The 22055-nt window shown below is 46.5% G+C and carries 26 protein-coding genes; 18 read left to right on the top strand and 8 right to left on the bottom strand.

Annotated elements, in window-relative coordinates; genetic code table 11:
• The first annotated feature begins 49 nt into the window (after positions 1 to 49).
• The gene (locus QUB44_RS02965) at positions 50 to 790 is read left to right on the top strand and encodes a response regulator transcription factor (protein ID WP_333362913.1); all 741 of its coding nucleotides are present in this window, start codon (positions 50 to 52) and stop codon (positions 788 to 790) included.
• Between the two features lie 96 nt (positions 791 to 886).
• Here the strand turns inward: QUB44_RS02965 and QUB44_RS02960 are convergent, their stop codons facing one another.
• Positions 887 to 1849: a glycosyltransferase family 9 protein gene (locus QUB44_RS02960; protein ID WP_333182164.1), complete on the bottom strand. Its 963-nt coding sequence runs from the start codon at positions 1847 to 1849 to the stop codon at positions 887 to 889.
• A 172-nt stretch (positions 1850 to 2021) separates the two neighbouring features.
• Here QUB44_RS02960 and ispD point away from each other — a divergent pair, with 172 nt between their 5' ends.
• Together ispD and QUB44_RS02950 are read left to right on the top strand one after the other, a co-directional pair.
• A complete protein-coding gene (gene ispD, locus QUB44_RS02955) occupies positions 2022 to 2714 on the top strand; it encodes a 2-C-methyl-D-erythritol 4-phosphate cytidylyltransferase (RefSeq protein ID WP_333362910.1) in 693 nt (230 codons plus the stop codon).
• 124 nt (positions 2715 to 2838) lie between these two features.
• Positions 2839 to 3489, top strand: coding sequence for a Uma2 family endonuclease (locus QUB44_RS02950; protein ID WP_333362907.1), 651 nt, complete (start codon positions 2839 to 2841; stop codon positions 3487 to 3489).
• Positions 3490 to 3564: 75 nt separating this feature from the next.
• On the opposite strand, the gene QUB44_RS02945 is transcribed toward QUB44_RS02950, so the two are convergent.
• From QUB44_RS02945 to QUB44_RS02930, 4 genes are all read right to left on the bottom strand, one after another.
• Positions 3565 to 4302 carry an SDR family oxidoreductase gene (locus QUB44_RS02945; RefSeq protein WP_333362904.1) on the bottom strand — a complete coding sequence of 246 codons (738 nt, stop codon included), beginning with the start codon at positions 4300 to 4302 and terminating at the stop codon, positions 3565 to 3567.
• Between the two features lie 104 nt (positions 4303 to 4406).
• Complete coding sequence (locus QUB44_RS02940; RefSeq protein ID WP_333362901.1) at positions 4407 to 5291, bottom strand: NmrA family NAD(P)-binding protein; 885 nt, start codon at positions 5289 to 5291, stop codon at positions 4407 to 4409.
• 14 nt (positions 5292 to 5305) lie between these two features.
• Positions 5306 to 5737 carry a nuclear transport factor 2 family protein gene (locus tag QUB44_RS02935; protein ID WP_333362898.1) on the bottom strand — a complete coding sequence of 144 codons (432 nt, stop codon included), beginning with the start codon at positions 5735 to 5737 and terminating at the stop codon, positions 5306 to 5308.
• 86 nt (positions 5738 to 5823) lie between these two features.
• Positions 5824 to 6591: an SDR family oxidoreductase gene (locus tag QUB44_RS02930; RefSeq protein ID WP_333362895.1), complete on the bottom strand. Its 768-nt coding sequence runs from the start codon at positions 6589 to 6591 to the stop codon at positions 5824 to 5826.
• 176 nt (positions 6592 to 6767) lie between these two features.
• Between QUB44_RS02930 and QUB44_RS02925 the strand changes: the two genes are divergently transcribed.
• Together QUB44_RS02925 and QUB44_RS02920 are read left to right on the top strand one after the other, a co-directional pair.
• Positions 6768 to 7724 carry an AraC family transcriptional regulator gene (locus tag QUB44_RS02925; protein WP_333362891.1) on the top strand — a complete coding sequence of 319 codons (957 nt, stop codon included), beginning with the start codon at positions 6768 to 6770 and terminating at the stop codon, positions 7722 to 7724.
• 54 nt (positions 7725 to 7778) lie between these two features.
• The gene (locus QUB44_RS02920; protein WP_333149882.1) at positions 7779 to 8111 is read left to right on the top strand and encodes a hypothetical protein; all 333 of its coding nucleotides are present in this window, start codon (positions 7779 to 7781) and stop codon (positions 8109 to 8111) included.
• Between the two features lie 165 nt (positions 8112 to 8276).
• Here QUB44_RS02920 and QUB44_RS02915 read toward each other — a convergent pair whose 3' ends face one another.
• On the bottom strand, positions 8277 to 9209 hold the full coding sequence (locus tag QUB44_RS02915) for a LysR family transcriptional regulator (RefSeq protein ID WP_333362888.1): 933 nt from the start codon (positions 9207 to 9209) through the stop codon (positions 8277 to 8279).
• Positions 9210 to 9470: 261 nt separating this feature from the next.
• On the opposite strand from QUB44_RS02915, the gene QUB44_RS02910 reads away from it, so the two are divergent.
• The 4 genes from QUB44_RS02910 (at position 9471) to QUB44_RS02895 (ending at position 12008) form a co-directional block, all read left to right on the top strand.
• On the top strand, positions 9471 to 9764 hold the full coding sequence (locus tag QUB44_RS02910) for a hypothetical protein (RefSeq protein ID WP_333162172.1): 294 nt from the start codon (positions 9471 to 9473) through the stop codon (positions 9762 to 9764).
• Between the two features lie 91 nt (positions 9765 to 9855).
• On the top strand, positions 9856 to 10119 hold the full coding sequence (locus QUB44_RS02905) for a hypothetical protein (RefSeq protein ID WP_333162174.1): 264 nt from the start codon (positions 9856 to 9858) through the stop codon (positions 10117 to 10119).
• Between the two features lie 81 nt (positions 10120 to 10200).
• Positions 10201 to 11265, top strand: coding sequence for a tetratricopeptide repeat protein (locus tag QUB44_RS02900; protein WP_333362884.1), 1065 nt, complete (start codon positions 10201 to 10203; stop codon positions 11263 to 11265).
• Between the two features lie 233 nt (positions 11266 to 11498).
• The gene (locus tag QUB44_RS02895; protein WP_333362881.1) at positions 11499 to 12008 is read left to right on the top strand and encodes an N-acetyltransferase; all 510 of its coding nucleotides are present in this window, start codon (positions 11499 to 11501) and stop codon (positions 12006 to 12008) included.
• Between the two features lie 243 nt (positions 12009 to 12251).
• Here the strand turns inward: QUB44_RS02895 and QUB44_RS02890 are convergent, their stop codons facing one another.
• The gene (locus QUB44_RS02890; protein WP_333362878.1) at positions 12252 to 13829 is read right to left on the bottom strand and encodes an adenylate/guanylate cyclase domain-containing protein; all 1578 of its coding nucleotides are present in this window, start codon (positions 13827 to 13829) and stop codon (positions 12252 to 12254) included.
• Positions 13830 to 13917: 88 nt separating this feature from the next.
• Between QUB44_RS02890 and QUB44_RS02885 the strand changes: the two genes are divergently transcribed.
• The 4 genes from QUB44_RS02885 to accD all read left to right on the top strand — a co-directional run bounded on the left by QUB44_RS02885 (position 13918) and on the right by accD (position 16737).
• Entirely contained in the window at positions 13918 to 14178 is a 261-nt protein-coding gene (locus tag QUB44_RS02885; protein WP_333362875.1) for a hypothetical protein, read from the top strand.
• A gap of 319 nt (positions 14179 to 14497) precedes the next feature.
• On the top strand, positions 14498 to 15328 hold the full coding sequence (locus QUB44_RS02880) for a prepilin peptidase (RefSeq protein WP_333362872.1): 831 nt from the start codon (positions 14498 to 14500) through the stop codon (positions 15326 to 15328).
• Between the two features lie 61 nt (positions 15329 to 15389).
• On the top strand, positions 15390 to 15605 hold the full coding sequence (locus tag QUB44_RS02875; protein ID WP_333102041.1) for a hypothetical protein: 216 nt from the start codon (positions 15390 to 15392) through the stop codon (positions 15603 to 15605).
• 181 nt (positions 15606 to 15786) lie between these two features.
• A complete protein-coding gene (gene accD / locus QUB44_RS02870; RefSeq protein WP_333362869.1) occupies positions 15787 to 16737 on the top strand; it encodes an acetyl-CoA carboxylase, carboxyltransferase subunit beta in 951 nt (316 codons plus the stop codon).
• A 142-nt stretch (positions 16738 to 16879) separates the two neighbouring features.
• Here accD and QUB44_RS02865 read toward each other — a convergent pair whose 3' ends face one another.
• Positions 16880 to 18085: a transposase gene (locus QUB44_RS02865; protein WP_333362866.1), complete on the bottom strand. Its 1206-nt coding sequence runs from the start codon at positions 18083 to 18085 to the stop codon at positions 16880 to 16882.
• 307 nt (positions 18086 to 18392) lie between these two features.
• On the opposite strand from QUB44_RS02865, the gene QUB44_RS02860 reads away from it, so the two are divergent.
• The 5 genes from QUB44_RS02860 (at position 18393) to QUB44_RS02840 (ending at position 21863) form a co-directional block, all read left to right on the top strand.
• Entirely contained in the window at positions 18393 to 18584 is a 192-nt protein-coding gene (locus QUB44_RS02860) for a hypothetical protein (protein WP_006633443.1), read from the top strand.
• 145 nt (positions 18585 to 18729) lie between these two features.
• Positions 18730 to 19218, top strand: coding sequence for a photosystem II cytochrome c-550 (gene psbV / locus QUB44_RS02855; RefSeq protein ID WP_333035576.1), 489 nt, complete (start codon positions 18730 to 18732; stop codon positions 19216 to 19218).
• Between the two features lie 154 nt (positions 19219 to 19372).
• The gene (gene psbV2 / locus QUB44_RS02850) at positions 19373 to 19873 is read left to right on the top strand and encodes a photosystem II cytochrome PsbV2 (protein WP_190733403.1); all 501 of its coding nucleotides are present in this window, start codon (positions 19373 to 19375) and stop codon (positions 19871 to 19873) included.
• 125 nt (positions 19874 to 19998) lie between these two features.
• Positions 19999 to 20337 (top strand): cytochrome c6 PetJ, encoded by a 339-nt coding sequence (gene petJ / locus QUB44_RS02845; protein ID WP_333216837.1) that lies wholly within the window; start codon positions 19999 to 20001, stop codon positions 20335 to 20337.
• Between the two features lie 512 nt (positions 20338 to 20849).
• Positions 20850 to 21863 (top strand): CHAD domain-containing protein, encoded by a 1014-nt coding sequence (locus QUB44_RS02840; protein ID WP_333363143.1) that lies wholly within the window; start codon positions 20850 to 20852, stop codon positions 21861 to 21863.
• Positions 21864 to 22055: the final 192 nt, after the last annotated feature.

The following is a 22055-nucleotide window of genomic DNA, read 5'->3' as shown; positions in this document are numbered from 1 at the left end:
TTCGGAAATAGCTAGCTTAAAATTGACAAGAGAAAGGAACTTTTTTGTGATGATTACTGATACTACTCCCAAGATTCTCGTTGTGGATGATGACGCTTCCATCCGCACTCTAGTTCATCGCTTTTTAAATCAGAAATATCAAGTAGATTCGGCAGCAGATGGCGAGACGGCTTTAGAAGTGTTTGAGAAATTAAAGCCACTGCTAGTCGTTCTAGATTGGAATTTACCAGATACTACAGGTTATCACCTCTGCCAGGAAATGCAGCGCCGTACTAATGTTTTTGTGATCATGCTAAGCAGCCGCACAGACGAAGCTGATAAACTTAAAGTCCTGTCCGCCGGTGCTGATGACTATATCTGTAAACCCTTTGGTTTGGCAGAGTTGGCAATTCGTATAGAAGTTGTGTTGAGACGGATGAGGCCAGTCACTCCCTCACGTATTGTATTCGATCAATTTGCGATCGATTCAGCGCGTCGGGAAGCAACACTCAACGATCGCATTATCAAGTTAACAGCCTTGGAATTTAATATCTTGTATTTTTTGGCAAGTCATTCCGGTCAATCTTGGAGTCGCAAACAGCTAATTGAAAAAATCTGGGGGTGGAACTGCGACGACACAGGAGAAGAGCAAGTTGTTAGCGTACATATCGGTCAGATTCGCAAGAAAATGATTCAAGTTGATGCTACTGGATCGCAGTTTATTAAAACTATTCGGGGTTACGGTTACAGGTTCGATCCGCCCGTTAGCGAAGCCCTCGAAGAGGATCGCACTACAATGGCAATTTCCTAAGCTCATCGGCATAAACCACTTGATTTTCTGACAAACCTAGCCTCTAGATATGGGTTCCCAGGCTGTGCCTGGGAACCAGCTAAGATATCTTAGTTCTTAGCCGCCCCAAACCTTCTTCAAAACATCTTGAGGAGAGATGTCTGCCATTTTTCCAGTAGGAGATTTAATGCCCAAAAATCGATCGCTCTTTGGCAGCAATTTCGCCGGTTCAGTCGGGCCAAACAAAGCTATTGTATAAGTTTGAACCGCCACAGCTAAGTGCATCGGCGCACTGTCAGTACATATCATCAAATTAGCAGCAGCAATAGTGGCAGCCAACTTGCCGACATCATCCGGCGAGATAACTTTTACATTCGGACATGACTCGACTAACTTTGTCACGAAGTCTGCATCTTCTGGGCCTTTCACAACAACAACCGGCAAATTCGGCTGCCGCTGCTGACAATCTTCAATTATTTGCTTCCAGTTGTCTGTAGGGTAAATTTTGTCAATACCTTTAGACACAGCTAATTGACTCGAACCGCCGTGAATTAGAATGTAACCGCTTTCTTTTACGCCCAACCGCTGCTGTTCGGCTTCCGCCCACTGAATGTCCTGTTTTGGTACATTAATTGCGATCGCCGGACAAGGATTTGTAATGTTAAATCCTTGCAGCAAATCGTGGTACATTGAAGCGGCGTACTGTTCAGTTTTCAGCGGTACAGCAGCGGTGAGAAATCGAGCACCGTTGGTTCCAGAATAGCCAACTCTCTGCGGAATGCCGGTCAGCCACAGCAGCAGCCCTACAGTCCACCGCTGGCCTAGGGAAATCACTGCTTCGTATTCGCGATCGCGAATTACGCCCAGTAAATTGCCCAAATCTGCCATAGCGTTGCGGTCTTTGAAATTGTACGTCAAGACTTCTTTGACGGATTTGCAGACTCGGTAAGCACCCTTTGCCCTCGGTTCCACGATGACATCAATTTGCGCGTCGGGATAGGACTGCTTGAGGTCATCAAGAGTGGGGAAAAATAAAATTTGGTCGCCAATCCCGCCAGGGACAAGTGCTAGTATTCGCATCATAAACGATCGGGCTATTATTGATCGAGGTAGCTCTCAGAGATCGGCTCTCAACTATCAGCTTATAGTATTTCTAGACCTTAAAAGCTACTGGCTGACAGCTAAACAACTGACTCAAAAGTACAGGACGCTCTTATTATATATATCTAGTTGGGTTAAAAACGGTTAGTAAATGCACTTATTAATTCCTGCAGCGGGTTCGGGGCGACGGATGGGGAGTCAGCGGAACAAACTGCTGCTGACTTTGCTGGGAAAACCTTTGCTGAGTTGGACTTTGGCTGCTGCTGAAGCTTCGCAGCACATTAGCTGGATTGGCATCATGGGCCAGCCAGACGATTTTCCTGATTTTAAGGCAATTCTGAGCGATTTATCTTTGGTTAAGCCCGTGGAACTGATTCAAGGTGGCGCCACCAGGCAAGAGTCAGTTTACAACGGTTTGCAGGCTTTGCCGCCGTCGTGCGATCGAGTGTTGATTCACGACGGCGCGAGGTGTTTGGCAACTGCTGAATTGTTCGATCGATCGGCACAGGTCCTCTTGAGCTGTCCGGGCTTGATTGTCGCCGTCCCGGTCAAGGATACGATTAAGGTCGTAGATGAGCGTCGGATCGTGCGAGACACCCCAGAAAGAAGCAATTTGTGGGCAGCCCAGACTCCCCAAGGATTTGAAGTGAAATTGTTAAAGCAGTGTCACGAAGAAGGGCGACAAAAAGGTTGGGAAGTGACAGACGATGCAGCTTTGTTTGAAAAATGCGGTTTACCAGTGCAAATTGTGGAGGGAGAAGAGACGAATTTGAAAGTCACAACCCCCGTAGATTTAGCGCTAGCTGAATTTATTTTGCGGCAGAGAACAGATAAGAGCAAATAGTATTTGTTGACTATTTTTAAGAACGGGCAAGATGCCCGTTCCACAATCAATAATTTGTGTGTGGAACAGGCATCTTGCCTGTTCCTTATGTTATTGTAGAAATATCATAGCTGGAAGTAAACATATGATTTCTGTTGCACCGATCGCACCACCGTTACCCATAGGCGAACAGCGAGTGGTGTTTAGAAATATTACTTGGCAGGGTTATCAACAACTGCTACAGATTTTGGGCGATAAACGAGCGGCTACATTGATATTCGACCGAGGGATTTTAGAAATTACCATGCCTTTAGAAGAACACGAATTTTCGGCACGCTTAATCGAACGACTGATTATTATTTTGGCTGTAGAGTTAGGTTTAAAAATCAAAACAATGGGTTCGACAACCCTCGACCGATCGGACTTAGAGCGCGGTGCAGAACCAGATAATGCCTATTACATCCAAAATCAGCCCCTCGTAGCCGGTCGTACAGTAGATTTAGCCACAGATCCGCCACCCGATTTAGTCGTAGAAATAGATATCACCCATACCGATATTAACAAGCCAGCTCTCTATGCCAGTATGGGAGTACCGGAATTTTGGCGTTACAATGGTAGAGAATGGCGAATTTATAAGCTAGAGAATGATGAGTATTTGGAAGTATCGGTCAGCCCCACTTTTGCGATACTTCCCAAGTCCAAGCTCTACGAATTTTTAGCCGCAGCGCAGCTAGATGAGGTAGAAGCAGAGGTGAATTTACGCAACTGGGTGAGAGAGATGACGAAATCTAACTAGCGAATTGGGCATTGGCGATCGCCAGATTACGAGCTTCATCATACCGTATTTTCAAGAGAGAAGTTTCCTGTTTCGTTAGTAAGGGCTTGCTGTTGGTCTGACAATAATTTCGCTAACATCAACATCGTCAGGTTGTTCGATCGCAAATATAATCGATCGCGCGATCGCAGCAGCAGGAATAGCTATTCTGCGGAATTCTTGCATTCCCGATCTTGCAGTTTCATCAGTGATGCTCTCGGCTAACTCAGACTCCGTTACTCCAGGAGAAATCACCGTCACCCGAATCTCGCCCCCAACTTCTTGTCTCAATCCTTCTGAGATTGCGCCAACGGCGAATTTAGTAGCACAGTAAACAGCAGCAGTAGGAGAAACCGCGTGTCCGCCGATCGAGGAAATATTAATAATCTGACCAGATTTTTGTGCTTTCATCACAGGAAGTGCTGCCGCGATGCCGTACAAAACACCTTTGATATTGACATCAATCATTTTATCCCATTCCTCAACTTTCAGTTGTTCGAGTGCGGATAGTGGCATGATGCCAGCATTGTTAATCAGGACATCTACGCGATCGAACTTGCTTTGGGCAAATTGAACGAAATCCTCCATTTGACTGCGTTGCGTCACATCAAGAGCCTGGTATTCGACTGTTCCACCCTCCGCACGAATGTCCTTGGCGATCGCTTCTAGGCGATCGGTGCGACGTGCGCCCAAAACCACTCGTGCGCCTTGATGAGCGAGCATACGGGCTGTGGCTTCCCCAATTCCACTACTGGCTCCAGTAATGATGACAACCTTTCCATTTAAGTTCGACATTGAAATCTCCTATTTTTGTGATGTTACTGGAAATTTGTTTTTGTTACGGTGGTGATATAAATGACTTCCATCAGTATTGAAACCTCCTAGCAATGTCAAGGCATTCAGCAGATATTGGGAAGTAGTTTGTTTTTCACAAACTGCTCAAATGTCGTTGGTGTAACCGCTTCATGGGTTCGGGCTGTCGCATAATAAATTCCGTCAGGATCGCCAAGGGCAATAAACAGCTTCCCTAACTCTTTTTGTACATCAGGTGTTGCTCCGATCGATGCCAGTTGCTGCTGGATAGATTCAATTGTCACTTGCACATATTCTATCGGGCAATCGAGCAATTGTGAAAGAATAGCCGTTGTTTCCAAGATCGTTAAATTTTCTGGCCCCATCAAATTACGAGTCCACTTACCTGCCCAACGATCGTCGAGTAGATATTTTGCAGCCTCATCGCCGATATCGTCAGTGCTAATCCACGGAAGATCATGGTCGCTGGCATAGGGGAAGTATACGGTATGGTCTTGCTGAATCAACTTGACTTGACTTAGAAAATTCTCCATAAAATAGCCGGGACGCAGATGCAGTACATTGGCTCCCGTTTGGTTGAAAATCGATTCAACATCACCAACGAATGAGACTGTACCTAAATTTGGTTTTGCACCTGCACCAATGCTAGAAATATTGACGACTCGCTTAATGCCGTTTTCACGCACTGCTGTGGCTCCAGCCATTGCCGTCTGGATGTACCAGTTGGATAAGCTTGGTGTGTCGAGTTTCGGTGGAGTCAGCCAAAACAAAGCATCTGCATTTTGTGTTGCTTCGCTCAATCCTTGAGGATCGTCACTGCTAATTTGCTTCACTGTCGCACCTCGCTCAACTAGATCGGCTAATTTCTCTGGATGTCTTGCCAAAAGAACGGTTTCGGCTCCAGCTTGTATCACTTTCTCGGCGGTGCGCCGTCCAATATTGCCTGATGCGGCTGCAATGACAATTTTCATAGCTTTCCTCTCTTTTATGTATTAGCCTCGGCTGAAAAATTGGCGAATTTTTGGGTGTCGCCCATTGCATCAATAACGGGGACAGGGTTCCAGTATTCACGGTAGTGAACGATCTTTCCATCCTTGGTTTCTAGTCGCATCACGTAATCTTGTTGATAGTGGCGGCCTGTGGCGACAATCTCGGCTTCTCCATGCACTTCAGCAAGTAGTACATTAGGGTTGGACGTTTGATATTCGCGAACATTCGTGAATACTAAATCTTGCATCTGTGCCACCATCTTTTTCATGTGGTTGTAGATGGCAGATTTACCTTCAAATCGTTCTGGCAAACTCAGAGCAGCAGCATACGGAAATTCCACAACTGCATCTTCAGCAAATAAATTTATCCAAGCTTCGGTATCCTTGCCAATCAGTGTGAGATGGTCGGTCAAAAGCTGTGTAGTCATATCGTCCTCTTCTATTTCACCTTAAAATTGGATGGCTCTTACTCGAAATCTCCTATTTCTGTCCCTTCTGTTGAGCTTAGTTTGAATTAAAGAAACTGACCGCCAGAGACTTCGATTCTCTGTGCATTCACCCATCTGTTTTCTTCGGATAGCAAAGCTGCGATCGCACCGCCGATATCATCAGGAAGACCGACGCGACCCAAGGCAGTTTGCGAAGCGATAAAGCTGTTAATCTCAGGATTGTCACGCACCCCACCACCAGTGAAATCCGTTTCAATCGCGCCTGGGGCTACCACATTCACAGCAATCTGTCTGTGTCCCAATTCCTTAGCCATGTATCGGGTCAAAACTTCGATCGCTCCCTTCATGCTTGCATAAGCTGCATAGCCAGGTAGGGTAAAACGAGCAAGTCCAGACGAAATATTCACAATCCTTCCTCCATCATTGATCAAAGGCAGAAGTTTCTGTGTGAGGAAGAAAACGCCCTTTACATGAATATTCATCAAGCGATCGAAATCATCTTCGGTGGTATCAGCAAAAGACGCATGAACTCCAATACCAGCATTATTAACAAGGAAATCAAAATGCTCTGTCTGCCATTTATTTTTGAGTGACTGCTTGACTTGTTCCACAAAACCGTCAAAGGTTTTGGTGTTTGAAGTATCCAGTTGCAGGGCAACGGCTTTAGCCCCGATCGCTTCGATCGCAGATACAACGCTTTTGGCTTCTTCATCGCTATTGTAATAAGTCACGATGACATCGACTCCTTTTCTGGCAAGGGTCAAAGCCGTATTTTTGCCAAGTCCTCGGCTCGCCCCTGTTACCAATGCGATTTTTGTCTGGTCTTCCGTCATTGCCTTATCCTTTTACTGTTTCATTCAGATGTGTTCATCGTATGAGTAAAAGCAAGGGTTTTAAATACACATACCTCGCAATTTATTGCCTAATCCTCCAAAGCAAGATTTTATGAACGGATAAAGATGCTCTATAATGATCAAAAGGGAAAGGTTAAATCAATCAAAAAACTAGCATGGCGATTGAAATGCTCAACCAAGTAATAAACCAAGATGCGTTAGCGAAGCCCTCGAAGAGGATCGCTAATCAATGTAAAGAATTGGCGGCATTAGTAACTCGGCACACTGAAGGCAAGGGGAACGGTTTTCATAAAACAGCTATAGATAAGCTGGAATTTACGCGAGAATCTTCAGTTGCCGCCGCACTGCACGGTGTCTATCAACCTATTCTCGGCATCATCGTTCAGGGCAAAAAAGAAGCGTTGCTGGGTGAGGAAACCTATCGTTATGGCGCGGCTCAATATCTTGTGATCTCAGTTGATTTGCCACTGAGCGGATTTGTTGTAGAGGCCACTCCAGACAAGCCGTATTTAGGATTCAAGTTGAATTTAGACCCACGCCAACTCTGTGACATTATTACTGCCCAAACCAGTCCAAGCGCCAGTAAGAAAGAGAACTCTGTCAGAGGCTTGTTCGTCAGCACTGCTGATGCACCATTGCTCGATTGCGCCCTTAGATTGACAAGGCTTTTGGATACGCCACAAGATATCCCTATCCTCGCACCGATGATTATCCGCGAAATCTATTATCGTCTTTTAATGGGTGAACAAGGCGAAGCTGTTCGCCAAATTGCGACATCTGGCAGCAATATGCAGCGGATTGCCGAGGTGCTCGAACAGATTAAGACTGATTTTGCACAACCGATGCGGGTTGAGGATTTGGCAGGACAAGCCAATATGTCTCCTTCATCTTTCCATTACCATTTCAAGGAAGTGACATCGATGAGTCCACTTCAATATCAAAAGCAATTAAGACTATTAGAAGCACGTCGCCTGATGCTTGCCGAAAACTCCGATGCGGCAAATGCTGCCTATCAGGTGGGTTATGAAAGCCCCTCACAGTTCAGCCGCGAATATTCTCGTATGTTTGGTGCGCCGCCGATCCGGGATATTGAGCGTTTGCGTACTGCTTGAGCGTAACTGTTTCGACTATATTGGTTTTGTTCCCGTTAATAACACAAGTGGAGGATGAAAGCAATGGAATATAGCGGTACATGGCGGATCACAGAGATGGCAATGTGGGATAGTGATTATTTGGACATGGAAGTTGAAGCCTATATCGAGATTGATGAAACAGGTTCAGGAGAATTTCAATTCGGTTTAGTATCAGGTGAAATTGACGGCGAAGTCGTAAAAGATGGAAAGGATCAGCGATTTGAGTTTACATGGGACGGTAATGATGAGAACGATCCTGCATCTGGTAGCGGTTGGCTCAAATTAAAGGATAAAAACTCGGTAGATGGTCGAATCAAATTCCACCAAGGCGACAGTTCTAGTCTTGTTGCAAAACGCATGAAATAGGCAATCAGTGATCGCACTATTGGTTATGCGATTTTTTGTTACCGCAGATGAACGCAGATAAACGCACATACAATCCCATCCGCGTTAATCTGTGTTCATCCGCTGATATCTGCGGTAACAAAATCCCAATCTAACGAATAACCAATAACAACTGACTTAGGTTTCTCATGAAGGATTAATCGCAAACTCGCCCTCACTATCAACCTCTGCCGCACTTGTCACTACATCCAAAAACGCAAACACGGCCGGAACTAACAGCGCATCCCTCAAAACAGCCACCCCAATTACTCTCTCAAAATCCGCCGGAAAACTGCAAATTTTCACCTTAGCAGGTATCGGTTCCGCAGCCAAACGGGGCAGAATTGCTGCACCCAAACCTTGCATCACCATACTGACAATAGTTGAATCTTCGCTGAGTTCGTAAGCGATATTTAAGGGAAACCCCGAAGTTGTCAAATATTTGCGAAGCGGTACAGAACAAGCGGTTTCCGGTGGCTGCAAAATCAACGGATAAGCCGCTAATTCTTCCCAGGTAATCTTAGCACTTGACAATTTGGCATTTGGCGGCAGCAACACAACATATTTATCCCGCAAAATTTCTCTAGTTTCAAATTCATCGGATATGGGAAGAGAGACAAAGCCGATGTCTGCTTTGCCCGATCGCAAAGCCTCTTCCACAGCTTGGGTATAATAAACTTCGGTAATGCTGACGGCAATTTTGGGAAAGCAACTGCGAAATTTAGCAATAATACCCGGTAGGATATGAGTTGCGACACTCCGAAAAGTAACTATCCGTACCTGGCCTCCCTGCAAACCTTTTTCTAAATCCGCTTCTTTGACCATCCTTTCTAAGGCGCAGGCTATTTGACGCCCGTGAAGCAGCACCCTTTCCCCCACCGGCGTCAGTTGAGCACCGTGTCGCCCCCGGTGGAACAGTTGCACTCCTAATTCTGTTTCTAAAGAGGCGATGGCGTGGCTGACTGCGGATTGGGACAGTTCCAATTGCAAAGCCGCCTCGCTAAAGTTTTCACAGTCTGCTACTGCGATAAAAGCCTGAATTTGAGAGAGTTTCATCCGCCGCGTATTGATTTCGTTCATAGCGTTTGTGCCAGTAGTACCCAAATTGTCACAAGGGCTTCGATATATCGATTTTATTCATACAACCTATGCAAGCAATGCTTTGATTGTCAATTGCCCCAGAGTTAAGGTTAATTTATCAGGTAACAGATAGACTTTTACAGAAATTGCACGACAACTATATTGTGCTGTAATTGCGATGAAAATATTGCAGTTAAAAGCTATTTTTTGTAATTTTATTGGTGCAATATTTGTAAAAATTATCACTTTAAGGTGTTGGCTATGTCTACTTACAAAAGTCGGATAAATCCCCGAATAATGATGTTTTTTTGGATGGCAGATCGAGCTAAACCATCCGAAAAACTGAAAGGGCAATATCTCTTTTCAGCTATAAATCAAATTGGGCAGTTTTTCCTCTACCTCATTTCTGGTGAAAACGAACTGAGAATTTGGCAGACGTGCGATCGCTATGGTAACACTTGGTGGCATGGTTGCGATCGGGCGACTGGTCGTTCTACCTGCGTGGCGACGGATGATGAAATGCGCGCTTGGATCGATCGGCGTTATTGCCAATAGTAGTGTTTGGGTTGCGTGGAAAGGAAGTGAAATACAGTCCTCAATTAGCAATTACTAATTAGCAATTACCAATTACCAAGTAGGAGATGCTATGCTTCAAATATCTTGCGAATGTGCAGCGCCAGATCGCATTATTCTGATGGAAAACGAGGTATACAGATTGCCTCAAACTCATCGAGAAATTCAAGTTTTGTCAGGAATTGCTTGGATCACGCTTGACCAACAGGACATCATCTTGCAAAGCTCTGAAAAAGCATCGCTTCCACCCAGCAAAAACTTTGCTCTCATATCCGCTCTCAACAATATGCCGCTGATTATGGCAGTCTGGCAAGACAAAAACCCAGTCAGAACCTAGAGATTGAGAAAAAATTTGGCAGGAACACCCCAAAAAGCTCTATCTTAATAGGTATAACTTGGCTATTGGAGGACTCGATCGGTGTACAGCCGCTCTTACCACTTCCGCTATCTCGCAGCTATAAGTATTGTCTTATCGCCCGCACTCACCTTGCTAGCAATTTCAGACGCCCGGGCTTATGCGCCAATTATAAATGCGAGGCGCGCCCAAGCGAGCGACCACGCTCAGGCAACTGACCCCAAAACGCAAGCAGACGAACTCTTTGAAACAGGAGTAAAACAGCACCGCGAGGGTTTGTTTCGAGAAGCAATCGAAACTTTTGAGCAAGTTTTGGCAATTCGCAAGCAACTAGGCGACCAAGCGGGAATCGGAGAAACCCTCAATAATATGGGGGAAGTTTATGGCGAAATGGGTTTGAGGGCCGAAGCTTTGGAAGTTTTGCGGCAAGCTTTAGTCATTCACCGAGAAATCAGCGGAGGGCGTCGTATCGCGCGCACTCTCAATCTCATAGGTTTCGTCAACCGGATTGGGGACAATTTTTCCGAAGCGATGAAACTGCACCAAGAAGCTTTGGAACTTGCCACAACTACCGACGACCAAATTGAAATTGGAGAATCCCTCCACAACATCGCGGCCGTGTACGCAGAACAGGCAGATTACGCCAAGGCGATCGAATTTTATCAGCAAGCGCGGACGATTCGCACGGCTGTCGGCGATCAGCGCGATTTAGGTCGTACCCTCAATAACATGGGCGGCGTCTACTACAACATCGGCGACTTTAATAGAGCGATGGAATTTTACCACCAAGCTTTAGCAATTCGCCGGGAAATCGGAGACAGGGCTGGCGTCGGCCGCCTCCTCAACAACATGGCACTTACCTCCCGCAAACTCGGCAAAGATACTCAAGCGCTGATCTATTTTCAGCAAGCAATACCGATGTTAGAAGCAATCGGCGACAAGACAAGTATCGGACGCTTGCTCAACAATATGGGCGCAATTCATGAAAGTCTAGGTCAATATGCTGAAGCTCTCGAATCCTACGAGGGAGCTTTAAAAATTGCCCGTGAGGGCGGTGACAAAGCCGGAGAAACTACAGCGATGGAGGGCATTAAGCGATTGTCTTCAAGTCAGCTTGTACCGCAATAAGGAGAGTTAAGCGGTTCCGCATCGGGCGTGAAGATTGGAAGCGATCGACTTTGGCGACGATTTGGCATTCATCTGCAAGTCTTTGTATAATTGGTTGCCAAAAATATATAACTCAAAAAGACGAAAAAGGCTTCAGGGGCGCTATAATTTGATTAATATGGCGCTTGCAAGATAGAAACAGTTTCTGTAGTAATTCGTCTGCCAGAGCGGCTGCACAACACTTAATTTAAGCTATGGATATCCGTATCGAAAAACCAGAAGATTTAGAAGCTGTTCGCAACATTAATATTGCGGCATTCGGGCGAGAAAATGAGGCTAACTTAGTCGATCGATTGCGGGGAATTGCATCTACATTTTCCTTCGTTGCGGTACAATCCGATCGCATTGTCGGACACATTTTCTTCAGTCCGGTTGTCGTCGAAGGAAAATGTTCTAGGAATTTGTCGATTCAGGGGTTGGCCCCAGTCGCAGTTCTTCCCGAATATCAGCGGCAAGGTATAGGAACGCTGCTGATTCAGGAAGGTTTAAAAGAGTGCGGGCGATCGGGGTTTCAAGCAGTAGTTGTGCTTGGTCATCCAGATTTTTATCCGCGTTTTGGGTTTATTCCTGCTAGTAGAAAGAGTTTAAAATGTGAATATGATGTGCCCGATGAAGCGTTTATGGTGTTGGAGTTAGAAAGTGGAGCCTTGCAGGATTGCAGCGGAACGGTGAAGTATCGATCGGAGTTTAGTCTCTGCGAGTGATATTAATTCCGCCCCTCATCGGAATTATTCACCTCTCTCTGATCTCCCTCTGCATTCTCTGCGTTCTCTGCGGTTCAATCATTCCGATGCAACCGGAACTGATCTGACGAAGTGGCGGTTTTTATTGTGATGTATCGTAAAGAATTATAAAAATAACATTTAGTAGTCACAGTGGAAAGCGGTTGTGCTGTACTTGCCTTTGTGAAGCATAAAAACTGTACAACTATTGTCCAGCAAAGTTATTTAAACGCCCGCTTTTCCCTTCTCCCCTTTTGCACCTTGCAAAGCAAAAATCGGAGTTTGAGCAGATTTCCCCTTCAGAGAAACAGCTCCCAAAGCCTCGCAAATGAAGTTTAGCCCGATCGACTCACACACCCTTTCACCAATCAAAATTTGGTTTTCCCCCGCCTTGCTCATCAACCGAGCCGCCGTATTCACCGTATCGCCGAGGATATTAAACTCCCTGCGCCCTCGCGGTTCCCCAACCTCAGCAGCAAACACCGGCCCCAGGGATAGCCCAATTTGACAACTTACTTTTACTTCTTCACCCGCGATAATTACCAGAGGCAAACCTGCAATGATATCTCGGATCGCAATCGCCGCACTAGCTGCGCGGCTGGCGTCATCAGTGTGAGCGTCGGGCACGCCAAAATAAATCAGCATATCCGAACCGTCTAAGTGCGCCGTTACTTTTTGCAACACGCCCCCTTTAGCTGAGACTACAGCATCGATCGACGCAAACACCCGAGAAAAAGACACTATCAGATTGACTTCTTCCTCCAGCGAAGCTTTGTCCACAGACTCCGGTAAACCAATCAAGTTGACAAACATCACCGTCGGTTCAGGAAAATCCGGCGGGATTTTGCGCTGATCAGCATTTTCCACCAGCAGTCTCAGAATCGCTTTGGGAATATAACTAGCAAGGGGTTCAAGCCGCTGCACAGATTCCCCGATTTCTTTTACCAAGCCCGCTACGCTGCGATCGAGCAATACCGAACTCGGCATCCGCCGCCCAGTCAAAGTGATATCATACTCTCCGAGTCGATCGTCCGTGAAATCGTCCCTCACCAAGAAATAACCGTGTTTCCCGGCTTCAAAACGAAATTGCTCTCCCACAGACTCTCTAGCCGTTTCAGTCACACAAACCCGCCCCACAGTTCCAGAACCCTCAGCTTGCTTAGCTTGCTGGACTGAATGCCCCAGCAGTACGTGAGCCATTCGCAGCGGGGTACCGATGTCAGCACTAATATAGCGGCCGCAGTGGATACCCACCCGCATCCTCAAAGACAAAACACCCCGCGCCGTTTCAATATTGGCAAATTCAGCCATCGCCCGCTGCATCCGCAAACCCGCCCGCACCGCCCTGGCTGTATCCTCTTGGTAAATTCCTGACGAAAACTGCACCAGCATCGCATCTCCGGTAAACTCCAGCAAATCCCCGCCCGATTTGCTGACAATTTCGATCATCGAGGCAAAATAGTCGTTAATCACGCCCAGCAGGCTTTCAGCTCCCTTGCGCCCTTGGGCCGCGTTCGCTTCCAACAGCGAGGTAAACCCTGCCAAATCGGTGAACAGCAAGGTGCCTGTTTGCCACTGGTAACGCACCTCGCCCGGGTTGGGCGGAGATTCGGACACGGGCCTGGGCACGTAGTCGTGGAGGATGTAGCGCAGAGTTCGCAGGTGATCGAAAACCCCCATTAGCGTTGCGGGGGACGGATCTACCCACGCAGCAGCGTACAGTTGGGCGGAAAGGAGCGATCGCAGCCGCAGTTCGATCGCAGCCAAGGGAGGATTGTAGGTTAATCTATTAATAATTTCCACCTAAGTTTATTCTTAAAAAATAGGGTAAGTTTGATCGATCGAGAGGCAACACCAATAACTCGACCTATACCATTATGATAAGTTTCCAGTGAACCCATACCAGCCCAACCCAGAACCCACTATAGAAACTTCCGAAAGTCACAGCTTGCTAGCTCTCGATTTGATCCGAGCTGCTCGATCGGCCTATGGTATGTATCTGAAAGTGCATTCCGAGCAGATGCAGCGTCCGGCCGGTGTAGTTGTCAGTCAAGGAAGCGATCGAGGCCAGGTAATTTTTGCTTCGCAGCCAATTTTATTGCCCGGTGAACGTTTTGTTACTTTTGACGAAATTGAATCTCAAATGTATTAATTAGTAATTGGTCATTGGGCATTGGGCATTGGGCATTGGGCATTGGGCATTGGGCATTGGGCATTGACAACTAATATTTATGTTTGCTCGAACGAGTGTCAAAAAATAGGTTTGTGGTGAGAACTTTAGTCCTCAGAATTTGACTTTTGACTAAAGTCCCTACTACAAACCTTATTGGTAATTGACCGAGAACAATCTAACAATTAATAAATAACCACAGTCAACAGACAACAGTCAACAGTCAACAGTCAACAGACAACAGTCAGCAGACAACAGACAACAGTCAACAGTCAACAGACAACAGTCAACAGTCAACTTAATGGAAATTATCTTTAATTCCCTTGTCACGGCGATCGTCTTTATTTTAGGCTCGGCTATTGGCAGCTTTCTAAATGTGGTAGTTTATCGGTTGCCTGCGGGTTTGTCGGTGATCCACCCTCCTTCTCGCTGTCCCAAATGTTTAAATCAACTCAGAAATTACGAAAATATACCCGTTTTCGGTTGGCTGTGGCTGCGGGGACGCTGCAATCACTGCCACAGTCGCATTTCTGCCCGCTATCCGCTGGTGGAAGCAGCTACGGGTTTGCTATTTTTGCTGATCTTCTGGCGGTTTGGCGTAACAGTGCAAACTCTTGGTTTTTGGGCTTTGTTTAGCTGGCTGTTAGCTTTGTCTTTGATTGATTGCGATACAATGACTTTGCCTAATTCTTTAACTCGATCGGGTTTGGTGCTCGGATTGGTTTTCCAGGTGGCGAAAGGTTGGTGGCCGACATTTAGTCCGATCGACTCGGTAAACTATCTGGTACTCGACGGGATCGCCGGAGCAGTTGTTGGGTTGTGGCTGTTTGACGCGATCGGACTCGCCGGGACGATCGGACTGGGGCAGAATGCTATGGGGGCCGGAGATACCAAATTGGCGGCCTTGATGGGAGCTTGGCTGGGCTGGAAATACTTGCTGCTAGCGGGATTTATTGCTTGTGTCGGCGGGGCTTTTGTTGGTGGCGGGGCGATCGCTATCGGGTTACTCGATCGGCGTCAACCCATGCCTTTCGGCCCGTTTCTGGCTCTCGGTACAGCAATTACTGCTCTGTGGGGCGAAGCGATCTTATCTACTTATTTGCAGTTGTTTTTCCCGAATTTTAGTTTCTGATCGGCAGGTAGTCAGGCGCGATCAAACATAATATTGTCTCAAAAATTGGTAAAATTGTTCCGTGTCTTGGATTACACTTACAACTACTAGCTTTCGTTGGGAAGCGGAATTAATGCAGCAGCTCCTAGCTGCTCATGAAATCCCGGCCCGGATTGTAGACTTGGGCATAGCATCTTATTTCGGGGCTGGAAGTGCTACAGCCCTGCAGGTTCTTCCACAACACCAGCGAACAGCATGGCTCCTCATCAGTCCAGTTGAAGAGGACAATAGTCAGTAGTCAAGTCTGTTGTTTATTGTCTGTTGTTATGGCTTATTGGTTATTAGTTATTAGTTATTAGTTATTGGTAGCAGCTAACAACTCACAAATAAAAACAGCCAACAGCCAAAAGTCAACAGTCAACAGTCAACAGTCAACAGTCAACAGTCAACAGTCAACAGTTAACAATTACCAAGTTTTAATGTCTCTATTTGATTGGTTTGCAAATCGACGAAAATCAGTACCGAACTCCCAAGAACGGCCGGAACGAGAAATTGCGGACGGACTTTGGAATAAATGCGAAGCTTGCGATGCCCTGAGTTATACCAAAGACCTGCGAGCAAATCAAATGGTTTGCTTGGAATGCGGGCATCATATCAGAGTTTACAGTGACGATCGCATCGAGCAGTTGATCGATCCCAATACCTGGGTGCCCCTTAACGAAGGACTGCACGCCACCGATCCCCTGAAATTTCGCGATCGAAAAAAATATAGCGATCGACTCCGAGAATTTCAAGAAAAAACAGGCCACCTAGACGCCGTAGAAACAGGCATCGGCAAACTCGAAAATTTGCCAGTCGCCCTCGGAGTCATGGAATTTCAGTTCATCGGCGGCAGCATGGGCTCAGTTGTCGGAGAAAAGCTGACTCGCCTCATCGAACACGCCACGCGGGAACGCTTGTCCGTGATCATTGTCTGCGCTTCCGGTGGTGCAAGAATGCAAGAAGGAATGCTCAGCTTGATGCAAATGGCTAAAATTTCCGGGGCTCTGGAACGCCACCGGGAAGCGAGACTGCTTTACATCCCGATTTTGACCCACCCGACCACCGGCGGCGTCACCGCCAGTTTTGCCATGCTGGGAGACATTATAATTGCAGAGCCAAAAGCTACTGTGGCCTTTACGGGCGGCCGGGTAATCGAGCAAACTCTGCGGGAAAAGCTGCCGGAAAATTATCAAACTTCCGAATACTCCTTCGCCCACGGTTTTGTAGACTTGATCGTACCTCGGACTCAATTAAAGAAAACTCTTGGTCAGCTCATCAGCCTCCACCAGCCACAGCCTTTCTTGGCCGGCTCGGAATTCCCCGCCCTCGAAGCCAGCGATAACCACGCTTTGCCCCCCCAGACTCACGCTTTCAAACTTTCTCCCTAAGCTGCTGCGCCGGAGGATTGTCTGTTGGTGAGTGCGGGGCACAGAGGGAAATTGCTGAGGAATTGCGAAAAACCCGGCTTCTACCAAAAATATTGAGTTTGTTGACATCCTCCCCGGCGTGAACGCACGGGGATTCCAAGAATCACTTCTTGGGCTTCCTCTTTCCACGACTCGACTTACATTGAGGAGTTGCCTCACCAATGCAGAGGTCGATGTCTCCAGAGGCGTTTAACGTTCCCATGTGCCCCACGGTACGGAGTGCTAACTCAAGTATGTTAATTGCTGCATTCCAGTCTCGGTCTATTACAAAACCACAATGGTGACAGCGATGTGTTCTTTGACTCAAAGACTTCTTGATGACTTCCCCACAGTTGGAACAGTTTTGAGAAGTGTAGTGCGGTGGTACGGCAACCGTTACCACGCCAAACACCTTGCCAAAATATTCTAACCATTGACGGAAAGCCGACCACGCAGCATCAGATATTGACTTTGACAGTTGTCTGTTTCTAACCATGTTACGCACCTGCAAGTCCTCATAGGCAACCAAGTCGTTAGACTGGATGACGCATCTTGCCAACTTCACGGCAAAATCTTTACGCTGCCTACTTACCTTGAGGTGCTTTCGACTCAGGCGATTTCTCGCTTTGACTCTGTTTTTCGACCCTTTGGTCGTGCGAGAAAGTTTACGACTAAGACGCTTAAGCGCTTTCTCGGACTTTCTCAGATGACGGGGGTTCTCGATTGTCTGACCGTCCGAATCGGTGTAGAAGTGAGTCAATCCAACATCCAGTCCAACAGTCTTACCCGTTGGCTTTCTCTTCTCTACCCGTTCTTGGTCAAGGCAAAACTGAACGTAGTACCCATCAGCTCTACGAACAACACGCACTCGCTTAATCTGCTTCAACTGGTAGAAGTGAAGGTCACGAGTTCCCCACATCTTGAAGCTTCCTGCTTCAAACCCATCAGTGAAGGTGATAGTTCGTCTATCGAACGACAACTTCCAGCCCGTTGTTTTATATTCAACAGAGCCATGTGTTTGATGCTTCAAAAAGCGTGGGAAGCCTTTCTTCCCAGGCTTGTTTTTTTTGCAGTTGTCATAAAACCGAGCGATAGAACTCCAAGCCCGATCGGCAGAAGCTTGTCGAGCTTGGGAATTAAGTTGGCCGGCCCAAGGAAACTCTTTGGCGAGAACAGCGCAATAGGCGCTCAACTCGTACTTACCCATCCCCAAGTTGTCCAACCAGTATCTAAGGCAGCTATTGCGGACAAAGCGAGCAGTGCGAATGGCTTCATCGAGCCGCTCGTACTGCTGTGCAAGTCCCTCTAGTTTTGCCTCAAAAACAAGCATATTTACGCTGACATAACTAGCGTAAGTATACCACAGTTAAAGAAAGCCGTCAAGCGAAGGACGGGGCTTTAAACCCATTATTTTTGGTAATAACGACCCAGCAGTGGGATGATATTGATCGGAAGTTGATTGGCCCTGAAGTTGGGCTGGGCAAAAATGCCTAGTCGCAGTTAGCGGTTAGTTAGCTTGCGATCGAACAAAATCTCAGAACAAACTAACAGAACAAGCTAACAGCGCTTTCTGAAATTGTCCGGCTTTGAGTTAATAGCCGTCAACTCAATTTTGACCTGTCAGCGACCTAAAAATTATGGGTTTTGCAGACCTGTCCATCGCAGAAATAGCAGAGGACTTCAATGTCCCTGTTGAAGACGTGATCCGCTTGTGCGATGAGTTGGAAATTGCCTACAAGCACCCTCAAACCCGTTTGGCTTTGGAGGATGTTAAGGCAATTATGTCCACTCTCGAAAAAAGGCGCGACTCAAAACTTCTTGCAGATTAGATCGCAAAATTCCTCTACCTTTAAAGGTATGGCTGCACAAACTTTCGCCAGTTGTTGCAGAAGGAGGGAATTTTGAACACAAATCTGTTTGCCAGCTACACTCTCTTAGCGTTCAATAATTTGCCGGATTTTTTTAAGGAGAACCATGCTTAAAAGATATTTCATTGCTCTGACCGCTGTATTCTTGAGCTTTCAGTTATTTGTCAGCAGTGCGATGGCTGTCGAACTGAGTCCTGAACTTCGCACTGTGACTTTGAATGACAAGGGTGCTCCCGTGGTGCTGAGCCTCAAACAAGTTCAGCAAGGCAAACGCCTATTCAATTCGGCTTGCGCTCAATGTCACGCTGCGGGCATGACAAAAACTGACCCCAACGTGAATTTGAGCCCGGAAACTCTGGCTTTGGCCAACCCGCCCCGGAATAATATTGAGTCCCTGGTGGACTTTATGAAAAATCCCACGACTTATGACGGGTTTGAGGAAATTTCGGAACTGCATCCGAGCATGAAGAGTGCGGATATTTTCGCTGAGATGAGAAATCTCTCGGATGACGATTTGTACGCGATTGCCGGTCACATTCTGTTGCAGCCGAAAATTGTCTCCAAGCAGTGGGCTGGTGGCAAAGGCGCTCGCTAATCGATTTTAGATTTTAGATTTTAGATTTTGGATTTTTGATTGGGAGAGGGCAGAAGTTCGGCAAGAATTGCTGGCTCGTCGTTTTTCGCTCTAAAATCTGAAATCTAAAATTTACCTCCTGCTCATTGATTATCGCAAAAGGTTGTAGTCCCTCATGCTGCGTCGTGGTGCTTTTGTCTGCTTTCTGTTGGGGATGTTAATTATTTTGCCACTCGTGCTGTTGGCTCCTCAACCTGTTTTGGCTGCTGCCGATTCTTACGTGAATAGGTATTTACAAGCCAGCGAACCTGTGGCTCTGGAGTTGGACTCTGAGGGACATACTCGCTTGTTTTCGGCTCAGGATTTGTCTGCGGGCAAGGTGTTGTTCGAGCAAAGTTGCCTGAATTGTCACGTCGGAGGAGCTAATTTGCCAGATCCGACGATATCTCTGTCTTTGGCTGACCTCAAAGGGGCAACGCCTCCCCGCAACAACATCAATAGTCTGGTGGCGTATCTGAGAGAACCGATGACTTATGACGGTACTGAGGAGACTTTTTGGTGCCGCCAAGTACCGGAAAGCTGGATGCCACAGGCTGAGATTGAAAATTTAGCGGCTTTTGTGATCCGGGCTGCTCAGAAAGCTCCGGGCTGGGGCGTGGAGAATTTTGAGAGTTGAACTGCCACTGCCAAAAAGTGGTAAATTACTCGGAAGAAGGCGATACGAGTGTGCGATCGCGCCTGTTTTAACAGGTAAAATATCTAAAGAATCACCCTTTGCGTGTCCATTAGAGGAGAACTGCGTTGAAAAGACTCTTATCGATCGCCCTGTTAGCGATCGCAATTTTTACCGTCGGCTTTGGCCGCCCTGCTTTGGCAGGAGATGCCGCTAACGGAGCTAAAATCTTTAGCTCGAACTGTGCTGCGTGTCACATCGGTGGTGGCAACGTGGTTATGGCTATGAAAACCTTGAAAAAGGAAGCTCTTGAGAAGTACGGCATGAATTCTCTGGAAGCTATTACCACTCAGGTAACTAAGGGCAAAAATGCTATGCCTGCTTTCGCCGGCCGCTTGAAGCCCGAACAAATCGAGGATGTAGCAACCTACGTGCTCTCGCAATCTGAGAAAGACTGGAAAGGCTAAACTGCCTCTTTGAAGTCGGGCAGCCTGGGCGGGTTTGATTTAATTTAAAACTTGTCCTCCCGATCGCACCCTCTCTCACCCTTTGGCGAATAAATATCGGTTTGCAGCGATCTTAACCTATTTGGGAAAGCGCGCCAGAAATCCGATTTTTATTAGCTCAAGGGCGAGGGAGGGTAATTTTATTTTAGATTTTAGATTTTAGATTGGAGATTGAAGATTGAAGATTCGACATTGGAGATTGGAGATTGAAGATTGAAGATTCGACATTGGAGATTGGAGATTGAAGATTGAAGATTGGAGATTGGAGATTGGAGATTGGAGATTCGAGATTCGAGATTGAAGATTTGAGATTGCTCAATGCTGATTTTGTATAAATTGTCAAGCATTTTATATTAAGATTTATTCGGGTTGCGCTTGCTAAATTAAAAGTGTGTGCTAGGATATAACCCCTTATTAGCAAAGCTTTGAAATCGAGATTAAAGTCGATCTGCAAAGTGGAATCTACACCTGCCATGAACGTAAAAACATCAGCAAAAGTTAAAACTCAAGTTAAAACTCTCGGAGACGCTGCATCTGGGGCGATTGAGAAATATTTCCGCAAAAGTTTAGCGCACGAGGCTGAAGTTATCAAAGACAAAGACGCGGAAGAACTTCATCAAATGCGCGTGGGATTGAGACGTTTGCGATCGGCTGTGACTGGTTTTGCTCCGGTTTTAGATTGGCCAAAAGAGGCTTCGGAAGGCAAAATTGGTAAGGTGGGGCGGATTCTGGGAACTCTCAGGGATTTGGATGTGATGCTCGAAAGTCTCCAAAACCGCTATTACCCGAATTTGCCGACTCAAGAACAGAAAGTTTTGGATAAAGCTTTGTTGAATTTGCTCAAACAGCGACACCGGGCTTTGAAAGAGGTGAGGGCGATTTTAGAGCACAAAAGCTACGAATCGCTGAAGCAGTCGATCGAGGATTGGCTGGAAAAACCGCAGTTTCAGGCGATCGAACATTTGCCAATTGCTGAGGTTTTGCCAGATTTACTGTTACCTCAAGTCAGCGAGTTTTTCCTGCATCCGGCTTGGCTGTTGGGTACGGAATATGAAGATGGCAAAGTTAAAGTTGTTGATGACTTAAATGCTGAGGCTGTCGAAGAGAAGTTAGCAGCCGAGGGAACTATTCTGCACGATTTGCGGAAGCAAGCGAAGCGGGTTCGCTATTTGATGAATCTGTTTGGCGATTTTTACAGCGAGACTTACGAAGTTTATGTCGAAGATGTGAAAGCTATTCAGGAATGTTTGGGCGATATTCAAGACAGTGAAGTTTTAGGTGAGTTTCTGACAGATTTTGTCGATCGCGATCTGAAAAAAGAGTTGCCGAAGTTGGCTGGTTTGTTGGCCGAAAATCGCTATGCAGCTTGGCAAAAATGGCAGATTTTGCAGCGCAGGTATTTGAGTTCGGAAATTCGGCAAGGTTTTCGATCTGCTTTAATTCATCCTGTGGTTGAAGATGCTGCTAAGCAAGATTCCCCACAGTAATTTTAGTGGGTTTGCAGTTAAACTTGGGCGCACTTTGGGTGCAACTGCAAGCAACACAGAAGTAGCTAGTTCTAATTAAACGTAAGACGCTCTATACTAGCGAGACCCTACCCCCTGCTCTTAAAATTTTGATTGTTTATGTTAAAATTCAGTGGCAGCGGGGAGAGTCCCTGCCTGTCAAGATTTCGGTGG

Origin of the sequence: Microcoleus sp. AT3-D2, assembly GCF_036705715.1 — a bacterium.
Lineage (GTDB): Bacteria > Cyanobacteriota > Cyanobacteriia > Cyanobacteriales > Microcoleaceae > Microcoleus.
The sequence above is the reverse complement of the archived record's forward strand: the minus strand, read 5'-3'. Positions and strand labels throughout refer to the sequence as shown.